Genomic DNA, 25,746 nt, shown 5'->3' with positions numbered 1-25,746 from the left:
ATATTAAGCAGAGACTACTTTTTTATTTATAGAAAAGGTCCAAAACCACAAAACCAAAGCATACACCCCCCACCATTCAACGACACTTTGATTTTCATAAGTTGGTGCCATAAAAATAGAAGCAATGGAGGTGATTGCTGTTATAGCTAAACAAAAGTATCTGATAAATATAGGATTTCTGTTAACCTTATGAGAATATCTATATTCAACTATGCTATACCATACTTGGCAGATAGTCATAGATACAAAAAATATAGCCACACACTTTATATGAAATTGCAAAGGAGTATTATCCCCATCGATAACAGATGTACCAATAACTAAACCCGCACAGCCTATAGCTGCTAAGAAAAGCATAAATTTACCTTGCTTAATAACAGATTTATTATAATCACTAATTTGTACTAGCCATTCTTTTATAAAAAAGAAAATAATAGCCATAAGTGTTGCTGTAGGTATTAAAATAGCTTTTAACATGTACGATTCAAGTGGATAAAAACCCGCGTGAGTTATATCTGAGCATCCAGAAATAAAAGGATTACATATAGTGTTATGACCATTAAAAATAGATATAAAGTATATAACTAAAAAAAGTATAGCTACAGAAATAGTAGTTATAGATATAAGTTTTTTTGGGTTAAACGCTGCTTTCATAATTCTATATTAAGTATATTTTTGGCTTGTTTTTGTTGAGCTTATACTACCATAAATCATCAAAATTGCTAATTTTAAATAACTTTTTATTCTATTAGGTGGTTTTAATTCGTAGTAATAGAACATTTACCTTTTTATTTTCTATGGTATAATTTTGGGGTTTCTTTTAAAACGCAGAAAAAATAAAGGATTTAAAAATGCCGTTTGTAGTAACAGAAAGCTGCATAAAATGTAAATATGGTGATTGTGTTGAGGTTTGTCCAGTAGATTGCTTCTATGAGGGACCAAATATGTTGGTTATAAATCCAGATGAGTGTATTGACTGTGCTTTATGTGAACCAGAATGTCCTGTTAGTGCAATCAAGTCTAGTGATGATCTTAGTGAAAAAGAAGAGCAAATGCTAGATTTAAATAAAGAATTAGCAAATTTATGGCCAAATATAGTAGAAAAATGTGAGCCTTGCGAAGATGCTGATAATTGGGCATCGGTAACAGATAAATTAAAATATTTAGAGAGATAAATTTATCGATAAAGGCCTCTTTCTATCTTAGGTGTTATTGTAGTTATTTGATATTAGAAGCAATTTTATCAAAAAATATTCCACAAAAAAGTGTATAATAAGTACTCAAGAAAACTGATTATTTTGGGTAATTATCGTTTAATATAACTAGCCTGTAAAAATGTTGTCATGTTACGATACTGAAACAAGTTCAGCATATATCGACTTTATTCGTAGCATTCATTTTAAGGAAGAAGGCTAATATTATATAGCTTATGTATTTAACATCTATATTTATGGAGACAGGTAGATGAAATCTTTTCTAAAAAAGATTTGGAATATTTTAATGTGGTCAAGAATGACTGCTTTTCAGCTTTACTCTTTTGCTGTAATTGGTGGTTGCAGTATTCTTATAAATATTTTCGCTTTTTTAAAGTTACCCTTATCTTGGAGAATGGCTGTATGTTATGTTTGGACATATCTTTATTGGATAGGAATGTTAATATTTTTACAAGTTTTTATAAAAGTTACAGGTAGAGCTAATATAGATAGAGATTATTCTTGCATTTACGTCTCAAAACACCAGTCTATGCTTGAGACATTTATGTTTTATGGACTTATTGGTAAATGTCACTTTATAATGAAAAAAGAACTTTTTGATGCTCCTATATTTGGTTCCGCTATGAAAAATTTAGGAAGTATAGCTATAGACAGAGATAAGCCTAGAGAATCTTTAAAAAAGGTTGTTACAGAAGGTAAAGAAAGCTTAGCAAATGGAATAAATGTTGTTATTTTTCCTGAAGGCACAAGAGTTAAAGTAGGAGAGTATCCAGAATTTCAACGTTCAGCTATGAAACTGGCATCTGATGCAAATGTTTTTATAATACCAGTAGCACATAATTTTGGTAGGTTTTTCCCAAAAAGTTGGTCAGAAGTTATTAAACCGGGTATAGCTAGGATGGATTTTGGTAAAAGAATAGACCCTAATGATTATGATTCAAAAGAGCTAACAAGCCTTTGCCATAAAATTATTAATGAAAAAACAAAAGAATTTAATGGTTAACTAAGGGTTATTATATGAAAAAAATACTCTATCCTTTATTAGTGATGAGGATGCAAATTTTTAAAGTATATGCATATATAGTACTTATGTTCTGTTGTATTTTGATGAATACAGTTGGTGTACTAGGATTTTCTTTGAAAGTTAGGCTTTTTGTATGTTGGTTATGGTCATGTTTGTATAGGCTAGGAGTTTTAATTATTTTACAGATATATGTAAAGATTGATGGCAAGGAAAATATTCCTAATACTCCTTGTATATATATCTCAAAACACCAATCGATGCTTGAAACTTTTGTTTTTTATGGGTTGGTTAGAAAATGTTGTTTTGTTATGAAGCAAGAATTATTAGAAAAACCTATATTTGGTAAAACAAATGAGTTTGCTGAAGCAATAGGGATAGATAGAGATAAGGGCATCTCATCTATGAAAAAAGTTATTGAAGAGGGAAAAGACAGGATAAAAAATAAAGGTTTAAGTATAATAATTTTCCCTGAAGGTACTAGAGTCCCTGTAGGTGAGTACCCTAAGTTTCAACGTTCAGCTATAAAACTTGCAACAGTAACCAAGACTCCCATAATACCAGTAGCACATAATTTCGGGATTTATTTTGGTCGTAAAAAAGGTGACTTTATAAAACCTGGAATTGCTAGAATGTCTTTTGAGCCTGCTATAGACCCTAAAGCATATAATGTATCAGAGTTAACAGATAAATGTTATGAAATTATAAACACTAAAACAAAGTCTTTTGGTGGTTAAGTTAAAAGGCCCCGTGTCAATTACGAAGATGATGGATTGTATAGTATTCCATAGGTATTTATTATTAAATCAACAGACTTTTCTACTCTAGAATAAACTCAGCAACTATTGGGTTATGATCAGATATCTTTTTACAATCTAAAACACAAGCTTTATCTAGTTTTAGACCCCGATAGAGAATAAAATCTAGATGATTCTTTTGGAAAGATTTAACTAGGTCTGGTTCATCTAAAAAAGCTATTCTAAACTTGAATTCTCGACAAAAATCTTTTATTAGCTTTACTCTTTTTCTATTCCAAGTATTAAAGTCACCTGCTATTATAATAGGGTTTTTATACTTTACTGGATCAATAATCTCTTTTATTTTTTCAAACTCATACTCATAAACCTTATTACTTTTAAAATTTATAGCGTGAATATTTACCACAACTATTTTTTTATCGTTAATTTTTATATGACTTATTAAAGATGCTTTATGTGTTTTTATAACAGACTCGCGATGTGTAGTGAGAATCTTAATATTTTTATCTACAGGATAATGACTTACAGTAGCCACTCCATAATTATGGTTTTTTAGGATAATATTTGACGCAAAATTTATATTAAAATTTTCTATTGGAAATACTGTATCGTCATGGTGTACAGCCTCTTGTAAGCAGAAAATATCTACATTATGCTCAGAGTGTATATTAGTTATGTAAGACCTGAATGCTTGAGGGTTTTTATAATCTATTTTAAAAGTGTTCCAACTCATTAAACAGAATTTATTTCGTAACTCTTGAGAAGAGCTTTTTATAAGCATATAACATGTTACTAAAAAATATTTAATACTATATTATAGCTCAAAATATAAATTGATTTTAGTTAGAAATGCTTTTACTAGGTTTGTAGGTAACTAGTCTTAATATAATATACCCAAATATTCCAGACAATACAGAACCAGTTAATACACCTAGCTTGACAAGGTTTAAAGTTCGATTGCTATCAAAAGCAAGTGTGCCTATAAATAAACTCATTGTGAAACCTATACCACATACTAAGCCTATTCCATATAGTTGAGCATTTGATAAATTCTTAGACATAGGAAAAAATCTAGTTTTTTTAAAGATAAATAACACTGTGAATATGCCTAACTGTTTACCAATAAATAAGCCTAAAATAATACCCAAAGTTATAGGCTCAAAAAACATTGAAAAATTAAAACCAGAAAAATTAATACCCGCATTAGCAAAAGCAAATACTGGCAGTATAAAATACACAACCCAAGGTTGTAATGATTCTTCCATAAACCTAATAGGAGATTCTTTATCTCTTTTATTTTCAAAAGGAATACACATTGCAGTTGCAAAGCCTGCTAAAGTAGCATGTACACCTGACTTAATAGTACAAGCCCAAGCAAAAAACCCAATTACAACATATAAAGAAATTCTTTTAACCTTGAATATAAGATTACAAATAAACATCAACCCAATAAACATTGTCCCTAAAAGTAATGAAGGTACAGAGAGACTAGTTGTATAAAATATAGCGATAATAATAATTGCAGCAATATCATCAAAAATAGCGATAGTTACAACTAGTAATTTAAGGGTAGATGATATTCTAGAGCCAAGCAAAGCCAGAATACCAAGTGTAAAGGCTATATCTGTCGCTGATGGAATGGCCCAGCCAGCTATAAAATTAGGGTAATTTATGTTTATAAGAAGATATATAAAAGAAGGGATTAGTAAGCCTAAAAAAGCTGCTGTTGCTGGTACAATTACATTTGTTGGTTTTGATAAAGCTCCAACCACAGCTTCTCTTTTTATTTCTAGGCCAACGTAAAGGAAGTAGATAGCCATTAGACCATCATTTACCCAGTGTATTAAGTTTTTATCTATGATTAAATGACCTATGCCTATTTTAGCATTTACAGTTTCAAGCATACCGTAATACAAAGATAATGGTGTATTGTTTACTACAATAGCTGCTATAGCCGCAGTAAAAAGAATTAAGCCACCGATAATTTCTTGTTTATTTGAGGATATGCTCATATTTCTTCTTAAGAATCATTCTAGATAAGTTTATTATCTAATAGCTTAGGATATAATTCTACTGCTAAAGGAGAAAACCTTTTGTTGATATAGCTTTTGGTATAACAAATAAAATAATGTTAAGTGATGATAAAGGGTAATGGAGACAAAAAATATAGCAAAAAGTATAATTCTTTAGTCATACATCATCAGATAATATTGCCCTGAGTATATGACAGGTTTTAAAGAATTATATTCTAACTGAAAAATAGAAAATTTATTGCATTTTTGCAATTACTTCTTTAGTCACATCTATACTATCAACGTTATACAAACTCATCTCTGCTGGTAAGATTGCATCTAATTGTTTATCTTTAGCAACTTCTGCAGAAGCTTTAGTTAGAGCATCTTTGAAAGCATCAGCGTCATCAGAAGCCATTTTTTGGACCTGAGCCATAAGATTTTGGTACTCTTTCATTGCTTTTTGTAGATCAACTTGTGCTTGTTGCTTATCAGCATTTTCTTGCTGATCTGCACTTTCTGCATCTTTAGTGTCGCCTTTTGCTTCATCAAACTCTACTTGATCTTTCTCCTCTGTGTAAGAGTTTACTTTATCTTGTAAAGCTGTGATATTCTGTTTAAGCTCATCCATTTGAGGTTTTAATTTTTTCTCGTCAGCGGTAACTTTTGCCTTACCAAGTGGAGATGTTTCAAAGATATCTTGCACATTAGCAAAACCAACCCCACCAGCCATGGCTGTAGTAGCTGAGAACATTAAACTACCTGCAATTGCTGCACCAATAATTGTTTTTTTCATAACTATCTTTCCTTATTAGTTTTTTAGTTTGAAACTTAAATCATTATGTCTATCGATTATAATCCTGGTTAAACAACGTTTCAATGTTTTAAATATTTTATTTCAAACTAAAGCTATTCTCTAACAATGCTTTATAATAAACACCATTAGTTAACTTGCTTGATACTTTCGTTAAGAAATCTAAAGGTTGAGTATAGTCGATCATCTCCATGCCATGTAGTTTTTCGTACATTAATTGGTCTATAGATGCAAAACCATCTACTAGACCTATTTTTTTAGCTTCTATACCACTAAATGGTTGCCCAGAGAAAGTTGTTTCATTAGATTTATCTTTTAACCTATCTCCTCTTGATTTTAAAACTGCATCTATAAATACTTGGTGGCTTTGATCTAAAAGTTGTTGATAATCCTCTACTTGATTTGGTTTTTGTGGAGAAAATGGATCTAAGAAGTTTTTATTTTTTCCAGATATATATATTCTTCGTTCTATACCTAGTTTATCTATTAAACCAGTAAAACCAAAACTACTTCCTATTACCCCTATTGAACCTGTGATAGTCATTTTATTGACATAAATCTCTTTTGCTCCTACTGCTATATAATATCCTCCGCTAGCACATACATCTGTACACACCGCATACATTGGGATTGAAGGGTATTTTTTTTGAAGATATTTCATATGTGAGTATATTTCATCAGACTGTACCGGTGAGCCTCCTGGACTGTTTATTTCTACAATTATGGCTTTTGTAAACTTATTTTTATAAGCATTATCCAAACTTTTGTTTATTCTTTGAGCATTTGCTTGGGAGTCAGCTGCTATTATACCGTCAACTTTGACCAATGCCACATGAGGCCCTAGCTCCTTTGTTGAAAAAAACAAGTTAGGCACTATAATAATTATTCCTAACAAAACTATTACGCTTCGTACAAATAGCCGCCATCTTCTCTTACTTTTAACATCTTTAATATACGTTTTTGCAAGTTCTTCTAACATCTCGTTAGAAATATTCTTTTCCATTTTTACTCCAAGTGTTAATATTTTAGTATTGGCATAAATATATTATCAGAAAAAACCTATTTTGGAGACACGGTTATGGGTTTATCTTTGGATGAAAAAGCAAAAAGCCTTGAACTTGAGAATATCCAAAAACATATATTCTTATGTTGTGACCAAGACAGACAAAAATGCTGTTCTGGGGAAACGTCATTAAAATCTTGGGACTTTTTAAAAAAGAGGCTTAAAGAACTAAAGTTAACCCAAAATGGACATGTTTACAGAACTAAAACCTACTGTTTAAGAATTTGTCAAAATGGTCCTATAGCAGTAGTTCATCCTGATAACATCTGGTATCATTCATGTACGCCAGAAGTGCTTGAAGAGATAATCCAAAAACACCTTATCGGTGGCGAAATTGTGAGAAAATATGCTTTTAGCATGCCTTTACAACTGGCACATAAAGAATAAGCTAAATTCTTTAAACCACACTTATTTTATCACTTAGATATTTGATTCATTAATGCTATAATTATTAGCAAATCTTCAGGGCAGGGTGAAACTCCCTACCGGCGGTAACTTTACATAAGAAGCCCGCGAGCGCTCTTATAATGTTATAAGGGGTCTAGCAGATTTGGTGAGATTCCAAAGCCGACAGTTAAAGTCTGGATGAAAGAAGATAGTAATATTAGTATTTTTATAGCTAAACTTACTCTGATTAAGACAGGTGTTACGTTTTAATTAGCGGATTGCTATATTCTTAGCTTATCTTTCTGCCCTTATTTGCTAATAAAAAGACAAAGTGGCTAATGAGAAATATCGATCAGTATTATATGCAACAAGCTTTGGTTCTAGCTGCTAGAGGTAGACTTACCGTGTCTCCAAATCCTATGGTGGGTTGCATAATCGTTAAAAACGGCAAAATAATCGCAGAAGGCTGGCATATTAAAGCTGGACAAGCTCATGCCGAATGTTTAGCTATTAAACAAGCTGGTAAACAAATCAAAGATTCCATCGTGTATGTTACTCTAGAACCATGTTGCCATACAGGTAAAACTGGACCCTGTACAGATGCTTTGATAAAAGCTCAAGTTAAAGAAGTTATAATAGCAACTCTTGATCCTAATCCTCAAGTTGCTGGCAAAGGTGTCCAACAGTTAAAAAAAGCTAGAATTAAAGTTAAAGTAGGAGTTTTAGAAAGACAAGCACAAGCATTAAACAAAATATTTTTCTATTACCAACTATATAAAAAACCTTATGTATTTGCTAAGTGGGCAATGTCTTTAGATGGTAAAACTGTTGTTAACGCTGATGATTCAAAAAAAATCAGCTCAGATAAGGCAGCTATCTACACACACCAATTACGAAACATTTGTGATGCCATAATTATTGGTAAAAATACCCTGCTTGAAGACAACCCTAAACTGAGTACTCGCTTAGATATTAAAGAGATCAACCACCCTCTCAAGGTGGTTATATTTACTAAAATACAACAAATAGACCCAAACTGGAAAATCTTAGACCAAACTAATACAAAAACAATTTTTGTATGCACTGGTATAACAGATGCAGCAAAACAAATATTACAAAGTTTAAGTATCGAATTTTGGATACTACCAGCTCAAAAAGACAAGGTATGTATAAATAGTTTATTAAAAAAAATGGCTAACATAGGCATAACAAGTGCACTTTTAGAAGGTGGTATGAAACTTATAGAAAGTTTTGCCAAAATAGATGCAATTAATGAATTTGTAACATACGTATCACCCGTATTGGTGGCTAATAATAACCCTAAAAAACAACTAGTTATTAATAAGACTAGCCAACTTGGATGTGATTTACTTATAAATTCAAAAATTAAGGAAGATTAAAATGTTTAGTGGAATAGTTCAGCAATTAGGAACTGTAAAAAGAATAACTGCCAGAGATAATATAAAAACTTTTTATATTGCTTTTGAAAACTGTAGTAAATGTAGTGTAGGAGATAGTGTTGCTATAAACGGGATCTGTCTAACGGTCACAGACCTTAATTTAGAACATACTATAGCAAGTTTTGACGCTGTCCCAGAGACTCTAAGCAAAACGAACCTAAATGAACTAAATATTGGAGATACTGTAAATACTGAACTTGCTATACGCTATGGAGACTTAGTCGGAGGCCATATAGTTCAGGGCCATGTTGATGAAAAAGGCTCTATTAAAGAGATTAAAGACGTTGGTGGAGCATGGATTATTGAAATAACAGCTTCAAAGGAACTTTTAAAGTATCTAATTCCTAAAGGATTTGTTGCTATAGATGGTATGAGCATTACTGTTGTGGATATTTTAGATGAAAGTTTTACTGTAGCTCTTATACCACACACAATAGATACCACTATTGCAAAAAACTATACTAAAAACTCTAAGATAAATCTTGAAGCTGATGCTACAGGTAAATATATCTATAAATATATACAAGGGCTCAAAAATGTTTGAACAAGTAAAAAATAATATAACAAAAGCTATACAAGCGCTTAAATCAGGTAAACCTGTTGTCGTCCTTGATGACTACGATCGTGAAAATGAGGGAGATCTTATACTACCAGGGCAAATGACAACTGAACAAAATATTGCTTTTATGTTAGAGCATACAAGTGGCATTATCTGTTTAGCGATGGACTCCAAGCAGGCTAAAAAGTTAAATCTGACTCCAATGGTTGCAGCAGATCAGAATAATAGTACTTTTAGTACTCCTTTTACAGTGACTATAGAAGCAAAAGAAGGTGTAACTACGGGTGTTTCAGCAAAGGACAGAGCTCACACAATTCAAGTTGCCTCAGCACCTGAGGCTAAAGCAGAAGACTTAGCTCGTCCCGGACATATATTCCCACTAATTGCTAATGATAAAGGTGTTTTAGGGCGCAATGGTCACACAGAAGCAACCGTTGATTTAATGAAACTTAGTGGTTTTAACAGCACTGGTGTTCTATGCGAGCTTATGAATAAAGATGGCTCAATGATGAAAGCTAAAGACATTGAAAATTTTACTCAAATGCATAGTTTACCTGTACTAACTATTGCTGAACTATATCAATACCGTTTAGCAACAGAAATTTTCATTGAGAAAACGGCTAGCTCTTCTATACCCTTTGTTGATGTGGGTGAGCTTGAAATATCTGTTTATAAGGATAAATTTAACAGTGATGAAGTAGTTGTATTGTCCAAACCATATCAAGGAGATAAACCTTTAGTAAGAATGCACTCTTCTTGTATAACTGGAGATTTATTTGGTTCTTTGCGTTGTGATTGCCAAGCTCAACTTAAGAAAGCTATGCAAATGATTAATGAAGAAGGAGGGTATCTTATATATCTTAACCAAGAGGGTCGGGGTATTGGTTTAACTAATAAGCTTAAAGCCTATAATTTACAAATTAATGATAATATGGATACTATTGAGGCAAATTTAGCACTAGGGTTACCTGTGGATGCTAGAAAATATGATTTAGCTATTCAAGTATTAAAGTACAATAAAATTGATAAATGTAGATTAATCTCAAATAATCCAAAAAAAGTTAATGCTCTGAGAATGGTTGGTATAGAGACAGAGCCTGTTGCATGTGAGGCTTTTGTAAATTCACATAATAAAGACTATCTTATAACTAAAAAAAATAAAATGAAACACACAATTAGGGGTATATAGGTATCAGTATGAATAAATTAGCTATAGTTGTAAGTGAGTTTAACGCATTAATAACAGATAAAATGCTTGAAGGTGCTCTAGAAGAGGCACACACACAAGGTTTAAAAGATGATCAACTTGAAATACACAAAGTACCAGGAGCTATTGAGTTGCCATATGCTGCTAAACTACTTGCTGAAACAGGCAAGTTTGATGTTATAATATTACTTGGTTGTGTCATTCGTGGTGAAACAGACCATTATGATTACGTATGTGAACAGGTAAGCTACGGTACACAAAAAGTTATGCATCAATACAATTTACCAGTAATCTTTGGTGTATTAACTACCCACAATAAAGACCAAGCTTTAGATAGAGTGGGCGGAAAAAAAGGTCATAAAGGAAAGTATTGCGTACAAGCAGCTATTACTATGGCAAAGATGAAAAAGGATATACAAATTCAAGGAGCTTAATAGTGTCTCTACAGATTTTAAAATACCCACACCCGGTATTAAAAGAGATTGCAAAAGAAGTCTCAAAAGATGAGATAAACGATGAGTTGCGAGCTACGTTTAGTGAAATGCGTCAACTTATGACACAAGCTGGCGGTGTTGGGCTTGCAGCAATTCAAGTAGGCATAAAAAAGAGGTTTTTTATTATGGTTGATGACTTAGAAAGTCCTGAGCCTAATGTTATTGCTGTAATTAATCCTCAAATTATTGAAAAAGATGGCGAAATTATAGATGAAGAGGGGTGTTTATCATTTCCAGGCGTTTCAGCAAAAGTCAAAAGGGCTAATACAGTCAAGATTCAAGCTTTAAACGAATTTGGTCAAGACATGGTGATTATAAAGGAAGGTTTTTTAGCTCGTTGTGTACAACATGAGATAGACCATCTTAATGGGATAACTTTTTTTGACCATTTAGGGCCACTTAAAAGGCAAATGATAGAAAAAAAATATAAGAAATTAATGCAAGAGAATGCTAGACTGTAGGATTTTATTAATTTTTTCATAGTCAAAGCTTTACTTTTCAGCGCTTCTAAGCAAAAATTGTGTTTAAAGATATATAAAATTGGGATTACACATGTATATACATAACTTATTTAAAAAAATCGCTTTAGTATTACTAATCGTTTTGCTCAGCTCCTGTAATATGTTGACTAATGACCAGTTTGTTTACCTTGGTCACGGCGATGATACTCCTAGCTACCAATTATATTATGATAAAACTCAAAAGTTATTTATTCTAATAGATAAAAGAAATGGATGTTTCCAAAAAGATGATACAGGCACTTGTCTAGCTTTTAGTTTAAAGCAGACCAAATCTTTTAGAAATGATGTCTTGGCTAAGATGATCAAAATGAATATACTCCTAGAAAAAGATAATTACGGTGGCAATTATGCTATTTCTGAACTTGAGAAAGCTGGAATTACGACCATCAATAAGCCTATAAAAATAGGTGAGGTGTATGCAACTCCTGTTAGACAAATAATGATGGATAGACAACAGCAGTATCATCTGGTTAGAGGAGATTTCAAAATAGCTGCAAATCTAGTTGCTATGGTAGTAACTAATTCTGAAGGTAAAAAACAAATCAAAGTCGCTTACACTGTTGATTTTCCTGGTGTAGTGAAGAAATACAACGCAAACTTAAGGCCTTTTGTTATAGACCCTGCATACCTATACACTCATATGACTATGGATGCCGTACACGAAGCTCAATATGCACAAAAAGATGTTCATAAAAGTCAGAAAAAAGTAACTAAAGAGGTTGATAGTTATCTAAAAAAGATCGTTGATGAAGAGACAAATGATAGCCAACAAAGTAGCTCTATAGATACAGAAATTACTCAAATGGTAGCTAGCTTAAATAATGACAATAATTTAGTAACAAATATGACTGGCAGTGGTAGTAGTGTTGTCAATCCAACTAATAACTAGTTCTAATTCTAAGTCTAATGTTGAAATATCATTTCAGGTTATTATTCCACCACCTAAACAGATATCATCATCATAAAAAACTACAGATTGACCTGGCGTTATAGCCCTTTGTGGCTGACCAAAATGCACCTCTACAGTGCCATCAGAATTTACTATAACTTCACAAGATTGATCTTTTTGTCTGTATCTAACTTTTGCGCTACATTTAAAATTATTTGATGGGGGCATACCAACTATCCAACTTAAATCTATAGCATGCAGTTTACTTTTAAAAAGCATTGGGTGATTATGACCTTGTACAACTATTAAAACATTATTTTCTAGATCTTTCGCTGCTGCAAACCAAGGTATCTCAGGGCGATTTTTTACCCCGCCTATGCCTAGCCCTTGTCGTTGTCCAATTGTATAATACATAAGTCCATCATGTTCACCAATATTAATCCCATTTTCGTCATGAATTTCGCCTTTTTGGGCAGGTAAGTACTTAGATAAAAAATCTTTAAACTTACGTTCACCAATAAAACAAATGCCTGTACTATCTTTTTTATCAAAAGTAACAAGCTTGTTTTCTTTTGCTATTTGGCGAACCTTTTCTTTTGGTGTATTACCTATTGGAAATAGTGTTTGTTTTAATTGCTCTTGTCCTAGTGTGTATAGAAAATAAGTCTGATCTTTGTTATCATCCAAGCCTTTTACTAATTGTACAGAACCATCTTTGGCAACTCTAGTTCTAGCATAATGTCCTGTTGCAATATACTCACCTCCTAAAAGATGAACGTAGTTTAGAAAGGCTTTAAACTTAATTTCTTTATTACACAAAATATCTGGATTAGGTGTTCTCCCAGCTTTATATTCAGTTAAAAAATGCTCAAAAACATTATCCCAATATTCAGCTGCAAAATTTATTTTTTTAAAAGGTATCCCTATAGAGTCACATACTGCTTGAGCATCTTTTATATCTTGTTCAGCAGAACAAAACTCATCAGTGTCATCCTCCTCCCAGTTTTTCATAAAAACACCAGTAACATCATAGCCTTGTTGTTTTAACAACAAAGCTGATACCGAAGAATCAACTCCTCCTGAAATACCTACTATTACTTTTTTGGACATATTTTTATCCTATATTACTTTTTAAGCACAGATAAAAAAGCTTCCTGAGGGATTTCAACTGAACCAATATTTTTCATTCTTTTTTTACCCTCTTTTTGCTTTTCTAAAAGCTTTTTCTTACGTGAAACGTCACCACCATAGCATTTAGCTAATACATTTTTACGTAAAGCTTTAACTGTACTTCTAGCAACAATTGTACCACCTATAGCGGCCTGAATAGCTACTTCAAACATTTGTCTTGGAATAAGTTCTTTTAACCTTTCAACTAGCTCTCTACCTTTGTACTTAGCTTGTTCTTTATGAACAATGCTTGCTAGTGCATCTACCTTGTCACCATTTATCAATACATCTAGGCAAACCATATCTGCAGGCTCATAACGGATTAATTCATAATCTAGTGAACCATAACCTTTGGTTACTGATTTTAGAGTATCAAAAAAGTCCGATACAACTTCTATCATTGGTAAATCATAAACTATAGAAACCTGACTACCTACATAATTCATATCTACCTGTATACCTCTTTTCTCTATACAAAGAGTAATTACACTACCGACATAGTCTTTTGGTACAAGTATATTTGCTCTAACTATAGGCTCTTGGATTTCTTGTATAGCTCCCGGGTCAGGTAATTTAGCAGGGTTATCAACCTCAACTGTTTCACCATCTTTTTTTATTGCTTTATAAACAACTGTTGGTGCTGAAGTTATTAAATCAAGGTTATATTCCCTCTCTAATCTTTCTTGGATAATTTCCATATGCAACATACCCAAGAAACCACATCTAAACCCAAAACCTAATGCTTGAGAAACCTCTGGCTCAAAAAATAATGAAGCGTCGTTAAGACTTAGTTTTTCTAGAGCTTCTCTAAAGTCAGGGTAGTCATCTGAGCTTATTGTAAACATTCCAGCATAGACTTGTGGTTGAACCTTTTTAAAACCAGGTACGGCTTTTTCAGTAGGATTATGAGTATGTGTAAGAGTATCACCAACCGGAGCTCCGTGGATATCTTTTATCCCAGCTACGATAAAACCAACCTCACCTGCTTTTAAGTGATCAAGGTCTTTCATTTTAGGAGTAAATACACCTACCTTATCAACTTGATAAGAGTTGCCCGTGGACATTACTTTGATTTTTTCACCTACCTTCAAAGTACCATTTTTGATCCTAACTAAAGATACTACCCCAAGATAGTTATCAAACCAGGAATCTATAATCAAAGCTTGTAACTTATCATCTGGATTACCAGCTGGAGCTGGAACCTTTGCAACAATAGTTTCTAAAACGTCTTCTACACCTAAACCTGTCTTCGCGCTACATGTAGTAGCACCTGTTGCATCTATTCCAATAATTTCTTCTATTTCTTCTGCAACTTTTTCTGGATCTGCAGATGGTAGATCAATTTTGTTTAATATAGGGATAACCTCTAGATCTTGCTCTATCGCTGTATAGCAATTTGCTACAGTTTGCGCTTCTACTCCCTGAGCAGCATCTACAACTAAAAGAGCTCCTTCACATGCTGCTAATGAACGAGAAACTTCATATGAAAAATCAACATGTCCTGGTGTATCAATAAAATTAAGCTGGTAGGTTTGACCATCCTTAGCTGTATAATCTAAAGTGACAGATTGAGCTTTAATTGTGATTCCTCGTTCTCTTTCAATATCCATAGAGTCTAAAACTTGCTCTTTCATTTCACGTTCAGTCAAGCCGTTACAAACTTGGATAAACCTATCTGAAAGAGTTGATTTACCATGATCAATGTGAGCAATTATTGAGAAGTTCCTAATATTTTTTATGTACATACTTTTTAATAAACAATTTTTCTTAATGTTATAACTTAGCTACCTATTATGCTATAAAATAATTTTAAAATGTAGCTGTTACGACTTTTATGCAAAACAAATATTCTTTAACTATAACCTATTTAGTAAGAACCTTACTTACCCAAAACTTCTACTTTTGTTTTTTATTAATATTATACTTATTGTAAGTACGGTGACTTACTTTTCGAAGCATTAATGTCCTAACCAGTAAAACATTTAATCAGTTATAAAAGTTTTTCTTCATAGTTATTGTTTGCTATAATTGAAGTTCAAAGAAGTCCAAATTAGGAGAGCTACTATGGCATATAAAAAAATACTGTTAGCAATTAATGTTTATGAGAAAGCAAATGTTGTTATTGATTCTGCAGTTAACTTTGCTAAGAAAAACAACATCAAACAGCTTCAGGTTATTTCTGTAGTTGATTGTGTGGCACCTTTTGCACCTTCTATAGTTGATTTCCAGCACTCTATAGAAAGAGATGCAAAAGAAGCGTTAGCAAAAATAGTGGCTAAAATTTCAGGGTTTGATGTTAAGCATGAAATCTTAGTAGGTAATCCAGCTTCTGAAATAGTTGCATATGCTGAGGAAAATGAATGCGATCTAATTGTTTTGGGCTCACATGCTACTCATGGTATTAACTTATTGTTAGGCTCGGTTGCTAATGCTGTATTACATAAGGCAAAATGTGATGTTTTAACAATACGAGTTGGTAAAGATAAGCAAACAGCGATTGTAGACTACAAAAAGGTATTGGTGCCTACAGATTTAGAAAGTGATTCATGTGCGGTAGCGGCAAAAGCTAATGAAATAGCTAAGCTCTATAATGCAAGAGTAGATACAGCTTTTGTTATACCAAATGACAGTATATCTCTAATGACTTATGAAACAGCAAAGGTAGAAAATGCTATAAAGGAATTTTCCAAAGAAAATGATATTAATGGAGAAAAATCTGTGTTAATTGGGGGAGTTTCTAATAGTATTTTAGAAAAAGCTAAAGAGCAAGGAAATGATCTAATTGTGGTGGGAAGCCATAGAAGAAGCGCCATTGGTAGGTTCTTTTTAGGTTCTACGGCTAATGGAATACTGCATGAAGCAGATGTTGATGTTTTAGTGGTTAGATTAAAGTAGTTTTTGTCTTATTTTTCTCATTTTGGTTTAAGTTTTAGGTATTTTTCTTACAGAATTTCCATTAAAAAGCTATATTTTTTTGTTTTTTTATAATTTAATAAAATAATATACAGGTTTTACTTTCAGATTTTTATGAAAAAACTACTAGTCCTTCTTGCAAGTTCAGCAGAGTGGTATGAATTTACTGTGTATTCATTTTGTGCAGGATATATAGGCGCTGCATTTTTTCCATTTAATAACTCTTTCACCAACTTTTTATTTGCTTTTGGTGCTTTTGCTGTAGGTTTTCTTGCTAGACCACTTGGGGGAATTATTTTTGGCTACATAGGAGATAAAAAATCACGTATCTCAGCTCTTGCTTGGGCAGCATTTTTTATGGGAGTTCCTACAGTAGGTATGGCTTTGTTACCACCATATACTATGATAGGAATCTTAGCTCCTTTATTATTAGTGGTTTTTAGAATATTACAAGGTATAGCAATTGGGGGGCAATATAGTGGTTCTGTTGTTATTCTTATAGAAGGTGAAACTACAGCCTTGGGTAAAGCTAAAGCCTCAGCAAATGTGATAGCAAGCGCCTTTGGTGGAATATTACTTGCTATAGTTAGTTTTCAGGTTATTAGTTATTTTATACCAGATGAACTTATGGCAAATGGAGGCTGGAGAATCTTATTTGCTGTAGCAATTCTTTTAGTGATTTTGTCATTCTTTATTAAACATAGTGGTGCGAAAGAGGAAAAAAGTGCACCAAAAACTCAGGTTAAGCTAACATTATTATTTTTAGAGTATAAAGCTAGTATTTTGTATATGATACTATTATGTTTTCCTGGAGCAGTTGTAGCATACTTTCAGATTACTATATTGCCTAATATTATTAAGGAAGTACTTGGTCAAACTCACACTAATGTAGCTTTACTAACTACTATAAGCTTAGCTGTGTTTATAGGATCTTGTGCTTTGGCTGCTAGGCTGACAAAGTTTTTTGCTACAAAAGCCATAATTACAGCAGGATTAGTTTTGATGCTTATTTTACCTTTGCCAATGTATGCGCTATACAAGGCAAATAGTGAGCTATTGGTATTTTTCTTTATAGTCATGGGAGTAATCTTTGGGATTTTTTATGGCAATATTATGGTAATATTTACAGACTGTTTTCCAAAAAATGTGCGCTATACAGGCTTTGCTCTGGCCTATAATATAGGGTTTGGGGTATATGGAGGCTTATTGCCATTTGTATGCTTTTACTTAGCAGGTAAGTTCTCTGATTATGCAGCTGTTGGTGTTATATGTTTAAGTGCTATAGTTGGCTTGATAACTTTATATACATTAGAACCAGAGATCTGCAAAAAAGTACCTCAAAATAAAACTAAGCTGTAAAATAGTATATAAAGGTACACTTGCTGCAAGTTATTTATGGGTTACTATTTTTTAAGTGAAAGCTGCTTTGTTTATAACCTAAGTGATCGACTTTCTATAGATGATAATCTTAAGATCCTTAGAATTTATAAATCTATTTCAGAAGATAAGTCATTTTGTAACGATTTAAAGATTCATGACATTGTACCGGCATATAACTCAATAGCTTTTCATTTTCTTTATACTAATGATTTTTTATCCTTACAAAACAAAATCCTTGGAAGAATAGAATCAGCTGATTATAGTAGCTATATAGAATTTAAAACACATTATATTGATGTTGAGTATAGTGGTGTAGATTTAGAATCTGCTTCACAAAAACTAGGTTTAAGTGTGCCGGAAATAATAAAAAGACACACAGCATCAGAATATCATATAGCAATGCTTGGGTTTAAACCGTACTTACCTTATTTATTGGGACTAGATACTAGTCTAAGTTTACCTAGGCTGGCTACGCCAAGAAATAAAATAGAAGTTGGCTCTGTTGGGATAGGTGGCTCGCAGACTACTATATTTACAACAGATACTCCTAGTGGTTGGAATATTATTGGTAAAACAGCTTTTAGAGATTTTTCTAGTTTTAGCCCAGCAGATAAAGTAATTTTTAGGGAAATTTAGTCATGTTTTCAGTTAACTGTGATTTAGGAGAAAGAGGAGTAGCTCATCCAACAGATGATGAGTTAGTCAATTATATTGATATTGCAAATATAGCTTGCTCTGGACATGCTGGCGATAAGCAAAGCGTTGAGTATTATACAAAGCTTTGTAATGAGAATAACGTTAAAATAACTGCTCATATATCTTACCCAGACAAACAAAACTTTGGTAGAAAAGTTATTAGTATTGATAATACCACTTTACAAAAGTCTTTTGATCAGCAGCTAGCTCTTTTTGATGGTAATATAAAAGCTATTAAGCCACATGGGGCATTATATAATCAATTAAACGTTGATGATAAGTTAGCTAATTTTTTTGTAACATGGTGCTTAGATAGCGATATAGAAGAGCTTTTAGTTAGTCCTGTTGGTATATTACGAAAATACGCAGAACAAAATGGTATAAAGGTACTTAAAGAAAGTTTTGCAGAAAGGGGGTATATGTTAGATAAAAATAATAATCCTATGCTTATTCCCAGGGGTATGCCAAATGCAGAAATTCATGATTTAAGCAAGGCACTGTCTCAATATATGGATTTAAAAGAAGGTTTTATAAGGATAGCTGGTAAAAAAGTTACATTTAATTCCGAGACGATTTGTGTCCATTCTGATAGTAAAATAGCACTAGCGCTTGTAAAAGAAATATATAATCATAAAGGCTAAGTATGCAAACAAAAATATTTTCCGTGAAAGGAGGGTTATCGTTCCCTGTTTATGAAAGGCTATATGGATTTCAAGATAAAGGTATATCTCTTGGTGGTGCCCAAGATCAATTAAGTTTTAGAGTTGCTTATCAGTTATTTAATCAACCTTTAGATTTTCAAGCTATAGAGATGATTTATCCTGCGAAAATAACAGCCGAAGAAGATATGCTTTTTATATTGTGTGGAGCAACTTACGAAAATACTTCTATGGGAGGCAAACAAGTAGTATACAACCAAATACAGTTTTTAAAAAAAGGAGATACTCTAGAATTCAGTGGTATTAAGACTGGTTTTCGTACTTTAATGTTTGCTATAGCTCAAACTTCCAACCAAATTGTAGATATTGGTAAGAAAAGGTCAAAAGAAATTGAGCAGTTTATAGATTCAAACTATAAAAATAACTATATCCGAGTAATTAAGGGTCCAGAGTTTGGTATTCTAGAAGATAATGGTTTTTTTGAGCAAGTTTGGACAATATCACCAAACTCAAGTCAAATGGGAATCTCTCTAGATGGTAATGCTTTGTCTATTAAGAAAGTAGAAATGATCTCACAACCTGTAGTTGATGGTACAATACAGCTCTCTCCAGGCGGACCGATAGTTTTGATGCGCCATAGACAAACTGTAGGTGGTTATCCAAGAGTGGCTACAGTCGTTGAGCCAGATATAAACAAACTTGCTCAGTTTGTACCAAAAGCCCATTTAAGATTTAAGCTTGTTAGTTTCGATGAAGCAATAGAATTAAATTCTAAGTTTAATACTCTTTTTACAAAAAATCTTTTTTCGTAAATTAAGAGTGTTTTTATCTATTTTTTTGTTATAAACTTCTCATCGTAACTAACTCTAAATTAGAGGAACCATTTATAATGTTGCGAAAACTAGTAAAAACCTTAATTCCAAGTCAAGATAAGATATTTTTTGACCTATTGATACAGGCTACAGAGAGTGTAGAGGAGTCAGCAAGGATTTTAGATCAGATAATGAAAGAAAAAGATAATCTAACCATATCTGAACTTGCAGAAGAGTTAAGATTAACTAGAACTGTCACAGTTGAGTTGGCTAATAAAATTGATCATGAGTTAGCCAGATATTTTGTAACACCTATAGATAGAGTCGAATTACATAATATTATAACTTTACTTTCAAAGCTAAATAAGCGAATCGTAAGAGCTTATCGCTATATGCAAATCCTAATGGAAGAGGAAAGAGGCAACGTTAACCTATATTTATCAAACTGTGTTGAAACTCTTAGAAAAATGACAAAAGTTCTAGATGGTATGATGAAAGCTTTTAGTAAAGGCGATTATAAAACTCTTAAATCACTTTATACAAGAATAACTGTTTTAGATGAGAATGTTTTAGAGGATTTAGGCTATGCTCTTAAGAAATTCTCTCATTTTGAAGAGGGTGATATTATTTTTATAATGAAGGTTAAAGATATCTACAAAACCATAGAGAATGCTATTTCAACTTGTACAGCTGTTGCAGAATCAATAATGAGAATATATGTGAAAGAAGTTTAAATAGGATCTTGTCATAATGGTTACCTCAATGTTAATAATAATCATTTGCGTGGCTTTATTTTTTGAGTTTACAAATGGTTTTCACGATGCAGCAAATGTTGTTGCTACGCCAATAGCTACTAAATCTTTAACACCGTATCAAGCTATAGGTCTAGCTGCTTTTTTTAATTTTTTAGGAGCATTTTTTGGTACAGCTGTGGCAGCTACTATCTCAAAAGGCCTTGTAGATACAAGTGTAGTTTCGGACATAGTTCTTGTATCTGCGCTATTAGGAGCTATAAGCTGGAATTTTTTTACATGGTATTTTGGTATACCATCAAGCTCATCCCACGCTTTAATAGGCTCTTTAGTGGGAGCTGTTATAGTAGGAGCTAGCTATAAAGACGTCAATTACATTACAGTAGTTAATAAGGTTCTTGTACCAATGATTAGCTCACCTATTTTGGCTTTTTTCGTAGCTTTAATTGTTTGTATAGTGCTGTTAAACATTTTTACGCAAGTAAAAAATGTAAGACTTACTAATAAATACATTAGGGAGTTACAAGTAGTATCAACTAGTTTATTATCCTTTTCGCATGGTTCAAATGATGCTCAAAAAACTATGTCAATTATAACCTTAGCATTATTAAGTGCCGGTTTAGTACAGAGTACTGTAGTTCCAGATTGGGTTATAATAGTTTGTGGTGCAGCTATGGGTTTGGGGACTCTTTCTGGTGGTAAAAAAATCATAAAAACCTTAAGTACAAAACTTTCGAAACTTGAGCCTACAAATGCTGTTTCAGCTGAGTTAAGTTCAGGATTATTAGTTTTAGGTGCTTCTCATATAGGCTTACCAGTTAGTACTACTCAAGTTGCATCAGGTTCAATCATGGGTGCTGGCTTTGCTGATTCAGGAGTTAATTGGAGAGTTGTTAAAAAGCTAGCAACCGCATGGCTACTAACCATCCCTGCGTGTATCTTTGTTACAGGGATCATCTATACGATACTATATCATTCTTTTGGTAGTTTTTAGCTATAAAATATTTTCCTAAAAGTCTCTGTTGGCTTATAATTTAGAATTAAGATATTATATTTTTTTTCAAAGTATGCTAAAAAGAGATCAAGTTAAAAAAATTATTATGGCCCTTCACTGGTTTACGGTCGTTTTGTTAATCTTAGTATTTATATCTATAGAGTTTAGAAGCACTTTTGGTAAAAACACAGTTTTTTACAATTTTATGAAAAGCTCGCACTTATATATAGGTTTTAGTATTTTATTTTTAACCATTTGTAGGATTATTTTAAAGCAGTTTGCTATATTTCAGAGACCAGATTATAGTTTTTTGCGTGATTTTTCGGCCAAAGTAGTTCATGGGTTTTTATATTCTTGGTTAATAATTATGCCTATTTTAGGTTGGTGTATAATAAGTGCAAAAGGTACATATACGATACCATTTGGATTGCCAAGTATTCTCGACACTATGCCAAAAGAACAAGTTATACAGTTAAAGAATATGCATGAATACTTAGCATATCTTGGGTTAGGTATAGTATTTGTTCATATTTTAGTAGGTTTATCTAATTATTTATTAACAAGTAGAACTATTTCTTATTCGAAAATAAAAGTTTCTAAAAACGCTAACAAATATAAGGAGAAAGTTTTCAAATAAAACAGCTGATTTTTTGGAGGGGAGAAATGATAAAGCTGATATCTATAGAAGCTGTAAAAAGAGCTTTTTTAAAGGGCATTGATTCATTTACTGGCTTATATGAAATTCAAAATAATAAAAATTTCACCAATTTAGTTATTGGTAATTTCATGATGCATGTTAAAGGTCAAGGGGTCCAGATAAACCGGATAACAACTATAGAGCTTGAAAAAGCTAATCGAATAAAGGCTGTTTTAAATAGGGAGAGTGATGAAGACCTCAAAAAGCTTTTTATAGGTTTCGGGAGCAGGTTAAAACACATAAGCCAAAAGAAATGTAGAAGATGTTTTATAACAACTCACTACTCTTTCATAGCATTAGCAGTGTTTCATTATGCCTCTATAATAGATCCAAAATATTTAGAAGTAAACAATGTCTCCGTAGTTGATTTTTATGACATGGAGAGGTTGCTAGCATATTATTTGATTCCTAATACCTATCATAAGAGAGCTATTTTGAAACTCTTTGAAGTTATAGGAAATACTTTAGTGGATATAAATACATCGCTATATGAAGAAAGCTTTTTAGATCAGCTTTATTTAGATCAGGTTTCTGAAAATGAAAAGCTGTGGGCTTTTATTTGTCAGTCAAACTCTAGTTTAAGAACCCAGGCAGAAAACTTTCTTGATTATAAAAGTTTTAAAAAATTCTCTGATCTAGGGAAAAGGATATTAAAAGAAAAAAGCTTTAGGGATTTTAATAATGGTAGGGTCGTAAGATTTCGAGAGATGCCGGAAAATAGTAACTTATTTATAAAAATAAATGAGCTATTTTTAAATACTGTAGGTATCCTTAAGGGGATTGATAATATGTGTAGCGGTATATTAGCTTATTCACTAAAATTTAAGCAAAACACAACAAACCTTCATTCAACAGCAGCGCTGCTAAAAGATTTCCGAGAAGCATATATCTCTGGTGAAGCTATAATGCAGCGAAATCCATTATCTCATCTAATATCTAAGGGTATAGCTTTTGGTCTATTAAAACCTGCTCTTTCATCGTCTATAATTGCTTTACTGATAACGAGTATTTTCGGGAAAACTATAAACATATCGTTTAATTCTCCATATTATGGCGCTTGGAATAGACATGGTATAACAGGACAAATCAGGGGTTTCCTACTAAAAAGCTATCTTGAGATGTTTTCCGTTTTTATAGAGAACCATTTGTATTTTGTTTTATCTCAAGCAGAAAATCCTAATATACCTGCCCTAACCATTGAAAAACTCTGTTCATATGGCAATTATTTTATAAAAATTTTTTCTTCCGCTTACAAAGGTGGTTTAGGGCTACTGCCTAATAAAAAGCAAAAAGGAAGCTTACATTTTTACCTGAAAATGTATGCTGGAATTACACCAGATGGACAATTCACTTTTGAACCTGACTTTGGGAAAATGGAAGAGTGGAATAAGACAAAATTATCTAAAATATATACAGACATTTGAGTTTTATCACTTTTACCTACGGCTTGGTTTTTTGTTTTCAGGTCTTAACTGTTACTATCGTTAGGATCGTCTAAATCATTTCCTAATAATTCTAACAACTCAGTTCTAAATGCCTCAACTAACTTATCTTTATGCTTTGAATACTTGTATACTAAAACTAAAAAAGATTCTATGTGAAAATCTACCTCAAAGCCTCTTATGAAATCAATATATTCGGAATCTTTCATCAGTGAGTCGTAGTAGAATTTAGGCATAAAACCAATTACATTCTCTTTTTTTATAATATTAGATTTCTGTACTTCATTACTAACTAGATATTTTATTTTATTAGGATTGAACCTATAGGTTTTGTTTTGATGGTTATCTTCAGCATCTTCTTTATGTATGAAGTTGAAAATATTGTGGTCCCAGTCATATCGATTAAATACCAAATCTGTCTCTAGAACTTTCTGAGGCTCGTTATGTAAGTCTTTTATAAAATTTTTATCCCCATATATTAGAGCAGGTAGTTTTGCGGTATTGACAGATTTACAAATTATCCAATCATTTAAATCAATATGTTCCAGATGTTTTGTATTTATTAAGATTACATCATATGTCTCAAACTGATATTCTTTACCGTCTAGATGGTTTAAGGCATAATTGTCTAAGGTAAACCTTAAGTTGCTAGTGGAGTCTTGATTTAGTTTAGGTATTACTCTATCTATAGTTACTTTTATAGAAAGTGGAGACCCTAATATTCTTATAGCTCGTCTTTCTTTAAACCCATTATTTTTAACGCTATCTATAGTGCTTTCTAAATCCTTATAAATTTTGCTACAAGAATGAAAATATTTGACACCATTTTTTGTTGGGGTGATGCGATTGTGTATATTTTGTATGAGTTTAACTCCAAGATAATTTTCTAATATGTCTATCTTGCTTTTTATAGTGTTAAGTTCAACGTTATAGAATTTCTTTACAGAGCTGTATGATCCTAGTTCTACTACCTTGATGAAATAACGAGTTGCCTCAATAATGTCTTTGCTGAAATCAATATTCATATAATAAAACCCCTTTATGCATTATATTAATATATAACTATACTTAAAAAAATTTAAATAATAAAGATATTTATATAAAATTAACAAAATTATTTAATTTTTCTCTTCCTGTCCTATATTTATTTACTCTATCTTGAGTATCTTCGTATCCTATAGCGATACCACATAACAATATATAATCTTTGTAGCCTAACTCTTGTTTTACTACATCTGGATAGTGTGCTAATGACGCTTGGGGGCATGTTGCTAACCCTAGATCAATTGCTGCTAGCATTATAGATTGGATTAGCATCCCACAGTCCATGTAGCCACTAATTCCTGTATTATGGTACTTAAATATAAATACCGTAGTCGGTGATTCAAAAGAAAGATAGTTTTTTGCCCATTGTTGTAATCGTTTATCTTTATCCTCTCTGGTTATTCCTAAAGCACTATATAGATCGTGTCCACACTTTATAGCTCTTTGCTTTAGTTCGCCATCTAATTCTTCACCTTCATACCCGTATTCCATGCATGGTTTTTGTCCTTCTTTATGAGCTTTAAGTATTTTGTTCATTAAATTTTCTTTTTTTTCTCCGCTGATGACAGCTATCTTCCATGGTTGGGTGTTTTTGCTAGAAGGCGTCCATTTTGCAGCTTCAAATAATTTAACAAGGAGTTCTGGAGGTATAGGTTTCTCTAGAAATTTCCTAACAGATTTACGCTTTTTTAATGCATCAATTACATTCATAATTCATATAAAATAGTTTTTTGTCTGGATACTTTATTTTACTAGATAAAAGCAATAAAAGGGTAATTTCTACAGGT

At 32.3% G+C, this 25,746-nt stretch carries 28 protein-coding genes and 1 riboswitch; of the genes, 19 read left to right on the top strand and 9 right to left on the bottom strand.

Annotated elements, in window-relative coordinates; translation table 11 throughout:
• Positions 1–3 precede the first annotated feature (3 nt).
• Entirely contained in the window at positions 4–654 is a 651-nt protein-coding gene (locus E4K63_RS08025) for a Frag1/DRAM/Sfk1 family protein (protein WP_133940944.1), read from the bottom strand.
• A gap of 197 nt (positions 655–851) precedes the next feature.
• Between E4K63_RS08025 and fdxA the strand changes: the two genes are divergently transcribed.
• The 3 genes from fdxA (at position 852) to E4K63_RS08010 (ending at position 2,972) form a co-directional block, all read left to right on the top strand.
• A complete protein-coding gene (gene fdxA / locus E4K63_RS08020) occupies positions 852–1,175 on the top strand; it encodes a ferredoxin FdxA (protein ID WP_133940942.1) in 324 nt (107 codons plus the stop codon).
• Positions 1,176–1,464: 289 nt separating this feature from the next.
• Positions 1,465–2,217: a lysophospholipid acyltransferase family protein gene (locus E4K63_RS08015; RefSeq protein WP_133940940.1), complete on the top strand. Its 753-nt coding sequence runs from the start codon at positions 1,465–1,467 to the stop codon at positions 2,215–2,217.
• 14 nt (positions 2,218–2,231) lie between these two features.
• Entirely contained in the window at positions 2,232–2,972 is a 741-nt protein-coding gene (locus E4K63_RS08010) for a lysophospholipid acyltransferase family protein (RefSeq protein WP_133940938.1), read from the top strand.
• Between the two features lie 82 nt (positions 2,973–3,054).
• Here the strand turns inward: E4K63_RS08010 and E4K63_RS08005 are convergent, their stop codons facing one another.
• From E4K63_RS08005 to E4K63_RS07990, 4 genes are all read right to left on the bottom strand, one after another.
• Complete coding sequence (locus E4K63_RS08005) at positions 3,055–3,774, bottom strand: endonuclease/exonuclease/phosphatase family protein (RefSeq protein ID WP_133940936.1); 720 nt, start codon at positions 3,772–3,774, stop codon at positions 3,055–3,057.
• Between the two features lie 58 nt (positions 3,775–3,832).
• The gene (gene nhaA, locus E4K63_RS08000; protein WP_133940934.1) at positions 3,833–5,005 is read right to left on the bottom strand and encodes a Na+/H+ antiporter NhaA; all 1,173 of its coding nucleotides are present in this window, start codon (positions 5,003–5,005) and stop codon (positions 3,833–3,835) included.
• A gap of 256 nt (positions 5,006–5,261) precedes the next feature.
• Positions 5,262–5,801: an OmpH/Skp family outer membrane protein gene (locus E4K63_RS07995; protein ID WP_133940932.1), complete on the bottom strand. Its 540-nt coding sequence runs from the start codon at positions 5,799–5,801 to the stop codon at positions 5,262–5,264.
• 97 nt (positions 5,802–5,898) lie between these two features.
• Positions 5,899–6,822: a S49 family peptidase gene (locus tag E4K63_RS07990; RefSeq protein WP_133940930.1), complete on the bottom strand. Its 924-nt coding sequence runs from the start codon at positions 6,820–6,822 to the stop codon at positions 5,899–5,901.
• Between the two features lie 75 nt (positions 6,823–6,897).
• On the opposite strand from E4K63_RS07990, the gene E4K63_RS07985 reads away from it, so the two are divergent.
• The 7 genes from E4K63_RS07985 (at position 6,898) to E4K63_RS07955 (ending at position 12,399) form a co-directional block, all read left to right on the top strand.
• Positions 6,898–7,269 carry a (2Fe-2S) ferredoxin domain-containing protein gene (locus E4K63_RS07985; RefSeq protein ID WP_133940928.1) on the top strand — a complete coding sequence of 124 codons (372 nt, stop codon included), beginning with the start codon at positions 6,898–6,900 and terminating at the stop codon, positions 7,267–7,269.
• A gap of 67 nt (positions 7,270–7,336) precedes the next feature.
• A riboswitch (FMN riboswitch) is annotated at positions 7,337–7,483 on the top strand.
• 124 nt (positions 7,484–7,607) lie between these two features.
• Complete coding sequence (gene ribD, locus E4K63_RS07980; RefSeq protein ID WP_133940926.1) at positions 7,608–8,669, top strand: bifunctional diaminohydroxyphosphoribosylaminopyrimidine deaminase/5-amino-6-(5-phosphoribosylamino)uracil reductase RibD; 1,062 nt, start codon at positions 7,608–7,610, stop codon at positions 8,667–8,669.
• Between the two features lies 1 nt (position 8,670).
• Entirely contained in the window at positions 8,671–9,273 is a 603-nt protein-coding gene (locus tag E4K63_RS07975; protein ID WP_133940924.1) for a riboflavin synthase, read from the top strand.
• Positions 9,266–10,477: a 3,4-dihydroxy-2-butanone-4-phosphate synthase gene (gene ribB, locus E4K63_RS07970; RefSeq protein ID WP_133940922.1), complete on the top strand. Its 1,212-nt coding sequence runs from the start codon at positions 9,266–9,268 to the stop codon at positions 10,475–10,477. The genes E4K63_RS07975 and ribB overlap by 8 nt, the downstream gene beginning before the upstream one ends.
• Before the next feature lie 8 nt (positions 10,478–10,485).
• Positions 10,486–10,929 (top strand): 6,7-dimethyl-8-ribityllumazine synthase, encoded by a 444-nt coding sequence (gene ribH, locus E4K63_RS07965; protein ID WP_133940920.1) that lies wholly within the window; start codon positions 10,486–10,488, stop codon positions 10,927–10,929.
• Positions 10,930–10,931: 2 nt separating this feature from the next.
• A complete protein-coding gene (def, locus tag E4K63_RS07960; protein ID WP_133940918.1) occupies positions 10,932–11,450 on the top strand; it encodes a peptide deformylase in 519 nt (172 codons plus the stop codon).
• 91 nt (positions 11,451–11,541) lie between these two features.
• Positions 11,542–12,399 carry an FTN_0109 family protein gene (locus E4K63_RS07955; protein ID WP_424922888.1) on the top strand — a complete coding sequence of 286 codons (858 nt, stop codon included), beginning with the start codon at positions 11,542–11,544 and terminating at the stop codon, positions 12,397–12,399.
• Positions 12,400–12,432: 33 nt separating this feature from the next.
• On the opposite strand, the gene mnmA is transcribed toward E4K63_RS07955, so the two are convergent.
• Together mnmA and lepA are read right to left on the bottom strand one after the other, a co-directional pair.
• Positions 12,433–13,509 (bottom strand): tRNA 2-thiouridine(34) synthase MnmA, encoded by a 1,077-nt coding sequence (gene mnmA / locus E4K63_RS07950; RefSeq protein ID WP_133940916.1) that lies wholly within the window; start codon positions 13,507–13,509, stop codon positions 12,433–12,435.
• Positions 13,510–13,523: 14 nt separating this feature from the next.
• Positions 13,524–15,308: a translation elongation factor 4 gene (gene lepA, locus E4K63_RS07945; protein WP_133940960.1), complete on the bottom strand. Its 1,785-nt coding sequence runs from the start codon at positions 15,306–15,308 to the stop codon at positions 13,524–13,526.
• Positions 15,309–15,633: 325 nt separating this feature from the next.
• Between lepA and E4K63_RS07940 the strand changes: the two genes are divergently transcribed.
• The 9 genes from E4K63_RS07940 (at position 15,634) to E4K63_RS07900 (ending at position 23,896) form a co-directional block, all read left to right on the top strand.
• Positions 15,634–16,464, top strand: a complete 831-nt coding sequence (locus E4K63_RS07940; protein ID WP_133940914.1) for a universal stress protein — start codon at positions 15,634–15,636, stop codon at positions 16,462–16,464.
• A 132-nt stretch (positions 16,465–16,596) separates the two neighbouring features.
• A complete protein-coding gene (locus E4K63_RS07935; RefSeq protein ID WP_133940912.1) occupies positions 16,597–17,841 on the top strand; it encodes an MFS transporter in 1,245 nt (414 codons plus the stop codon).
• A gap of 36 nt (positions 17,842–17,877) precedes the next feature.
• On the top strand, positions 17,878–18,498 hold the full coding sequence (locus tag E4K63_RS07930) for a 5-oxoprolinase subunit B family protein (protein WP_133940910.1): 621 nt from the start codon (positions 17,878–17,880) through the stop codon (positions 18,496–18,498).
• 2 nt (positions 18,499–18,500) lie between these two features.
• Positions 18,501–19,199, top strand: coding sequence for a 5-oxoprolinase subunit PxpA (locus E4K63_RS07925; RefSeq protein WP_133940908.1), 699 nt, complete (start codon positions 18,501–18,503; stop codon positions 19,197–19,199).
• A gap of 2 nt (positions 19,200–19,201) precedes the next feature.
• Positions 19,202–20,029, top strand: a complete 828-nt coding sequence (locus E4K63_RS07920; RefSeq protein ID WP_133940906.1) for a 5-oxoprolinase subunit C family protein — start codon at positions 19,202–19,204, stop codon at positions 20,027–20,029.
• Between the two features lie 77 nt (positions 20,030–20,106).
• Positions 20,107–20,763, top strand: a complete 657-nt coding sequence (locus tag E4K63_RS07915; protein WP_035720517.1) for a DUF47 family protein — start codon at positions 20,107–20,109, stop codon at positions 20,761–20,763.
• A gap of 16 nt (positions 20,764–20,779) precedes the next feature.
• A complete protein-coding gene (locus tag E4K63_RS07910; RefSeq protein WP_133940904.1) occupies positions 20,780–21,775 on the top strand; it encodes an inorganic phosphate transporter in 996 nt (331 codons plus the stop codon).
• 73 nt (positions 21,776–21,848) lie between these two features.
• Entirely contained in the window at positions 21,849–22,412 is a 564-nt protein-coding gene (locus tag E4K63_RS07905) for a cytochrome b (protein WP_133940902.1), read from the top strand.
• A 26-nt stretch (positions 22,413–22,438) separates the two neighbouring features.
• Complete coding sequence (locus E4K63_RS07900; protein ID WP_133940900.1) at positions 22,439–23,896, top strand: hypothetical protein; 1,458 nt, start codon at positions 22,439–22,441, stop codon at positions 23,894–23,896.
• Between the two features lie 44 nt (positions 23,897–23,940).
• On the opposite strand, the gene E4K63_RS07895 is transcribed toward E4K63_RS07900, so the two are convergent.
• Together E4K63_RS07895 and E4K63_RS07890 are read right to left on the bottom strand one after the other, a co-directional pair.
• Complete coding sequence (locus E4K63_RS07895; protein ID WP_133940898.1) at positions 23,941–24,939, bottom strand: LysR family transcriptional regulator domain-containing protein; 999 nt, start codon at positions 24,937–24,939, stop codon at positions 23,941–23,943.
• 70 nt (positions 24,940–25,009) lie between these two features.
• On the bottom strand, positions 25,010–25,669 hold the full coding sequence (locus E4K63_RS07890; RefSeq protein WP_133940896.1) for a nitroreductase: 660 nt from the start codon (positions 25,667–25,669) through the stop codon (positions 25,010–25,012).
• Between the last annotated feature and the right edge of the window lie 77 nt (positions 25,670–25,746).

This window comes from Allofrancisella inopinata (genome assembly GCF_012222965.1).
Classification (GTDB): domain Bacteria; phylum Pseudomonadota; class Gammaproteobacteria; order Francisellales; family Francisellaceae; genus Francisella; species Francisella inopinata.
The sequence above is the reverse complement of the archived record's forward strand: the minus strand, read 5'-3'. Positions and strand labels throughout refer to the sequence as shown.

Coding starts and splice junctions, on each gene's coding strand:
- ribD (WP_133940926.1), top strand. CDS start 7,608: ATGAGAAATATCGATCAGTATTATATGCAACAAGCTTTGGTTCTAGCT.
- E4K63_RS07990 (WP_133940930.1), bottom strand. CDS start 6,822: ATGGAAAAGAATATTTCTAACGAGATGTTAGAAGAACTTGCAAAAACG.
- E4K63_RS08005 (WP_133940936.1), bottom strand. CDS start 3,774: ATGCTTATAAAAAGCTCTTCTCAAGAGTTACGAAATAAATTCTGTTTA.
- E4K63_RS07890 (WP_133940896.1), bottom strand. CDS start 25,669: ATGAATGTAATTGATGCATTAAAAAAGCGTAAATCTGTTAGGAAATTT.
- nhaA (WP_133940934.1), bottom strand. CDS start 5,005: ATGAGCATATCCTCAAATAAACAAGAAATTATCGGTGGCTTAATTCTT.
- E4K63_RS07905 (WP_133940902.1), top strand. CDS start 21,849: ATGCTAAAAAGAGATCAAGTTAAAAAAATTATTATGGCCCTTCACTGG.
- E4K63_RS07935 (WP_133940912.1), top strand. CDS start 16,597: ATGAAAAAACTACTAGTCCTTCTTGCAAGTTCAGCAGAGTGGTATGAA.
- E4K63_RS07920 (WP_133940906.1), top strand. CDS start 19,202: ATGCAAACAAAAATATTTTCCGTGAAAGGAGGGTTATCGTTCCCTGTT.
- E4K63_RS08010 (WP_133940938.1), top strand. CDS start 2,232: ATGAAAAAAATACTCTATCCTTTATTAGTGATGAGGATGCAAATTTTT.
- E4K63_RS07955 (WP_424922888.1), top strand. CDS start 11,542: ATGTATATACATAACTTATTTAAAAAAATCGCTTTAGTATTACTAATC.
- E4K63_RS07975 (WP_133940924.1), top strand. CDS start 8,671: ATGTTTAGTGGAATAGTTCAGCAATTAGGAACTGTAAAAAGAATAACT.
- fdxA (WP_133940942.1), top strand. CDS start 852: ATGCCGTTTGTAGTAACAGAAAGCTGCATAAAATGTAAATATGGTGAT.
- E4K63_RS07940 (WP_133940914.1), top strand. CDS start 15,634: ATGGCATATAAAAAAATACTGTTAGCAATTAATGTTTATGAGAAAGCA.
- E4K63_RS07895 (WP_133940898.1), bottom strand. CDS start 24,939: ATGAATATTGATTTCAGCAAAGACATTATTGAGGCAACTCGTTATTTC.
- mnmA (WP_133940916.1), bottom strand. CDS start 13,509: ATGTCCAAAAAAGTAATAGTAGGTATTTCAGGAGGAGTTGATTCTTCG.
- E4K63_RS08025 (WP_133940944.1), bottom strand. CDS start 654: ATGAAAGCAGCGTTTAACCCAAAAAAACTTATATCTATAACTACTATT.
- E4K63_RS07985 (WP_133940928.1), top strand. CDS start 6,898: ATGGGTTTATCTTTGGATGAAAAAGCAAAAAGCCTTGAACTTGAGAAT.
- E4K63_RS07915 (WP_035720517.1), top strand. CDS start 20,107: ATGTTGCGAAAACTAGTAAAAACCTTAATTCCAAGTCAAGATAAGATA.
- E4K63_RS07995 (WP_133940932.1), bottom strand. CDS start 5,801: ATGAAAAAAACAATTATTGGTGCAGCAATTGCAGGTAGTTTAATGTTC.
- E4K63_RS08015 (WP_133940940.1), top strand. CDS start 1,465: ATGAAATCTTTTCTAAAAAAGATTTGGAATATTTTAATGTGGTCAAGA.
- E4K63_RS07930 (WP_133940910.1), top strand. CDS start 17,878: ATGGGTTACTATTTTTTAAGTGAAAGCTGCTTTGTTTATAACCTAAGT.
- ribH (WP_133940920.1), top strand. CDS start 10,486: ATGAATAAATTAGCTATAGTTGTAAGTGAGTTTAACGCATTAATAACA.
- ribB (WP_133940922.1), top strand. CDS start 9,266: ATGTTTGAACAAGTAAAAAATAATATAACAAAAGCTATACAAGCGCTT.
- E4K63_RS07910 (WP_133940904.1), top strand. CDS start 20,780: ATGGTTACCTCAATGTTAATAATAATCATTTGCGTGGCTTTATTTTTT.
- E4K63_RS07925 (WP_133940908.1), top strand. CDS start 18,501: ATGTTTTCAGTTAACTGTGATTTAGGAGAAAGAGGAGTAGCTCATCCA.
- E4K63_RS07900 (WP_133940900.1), top strand. CDS start 22,439: ATGATAAAGCTGATATCTATAGAAGCTGTAAAAAGAGCTTTTTTAAAG.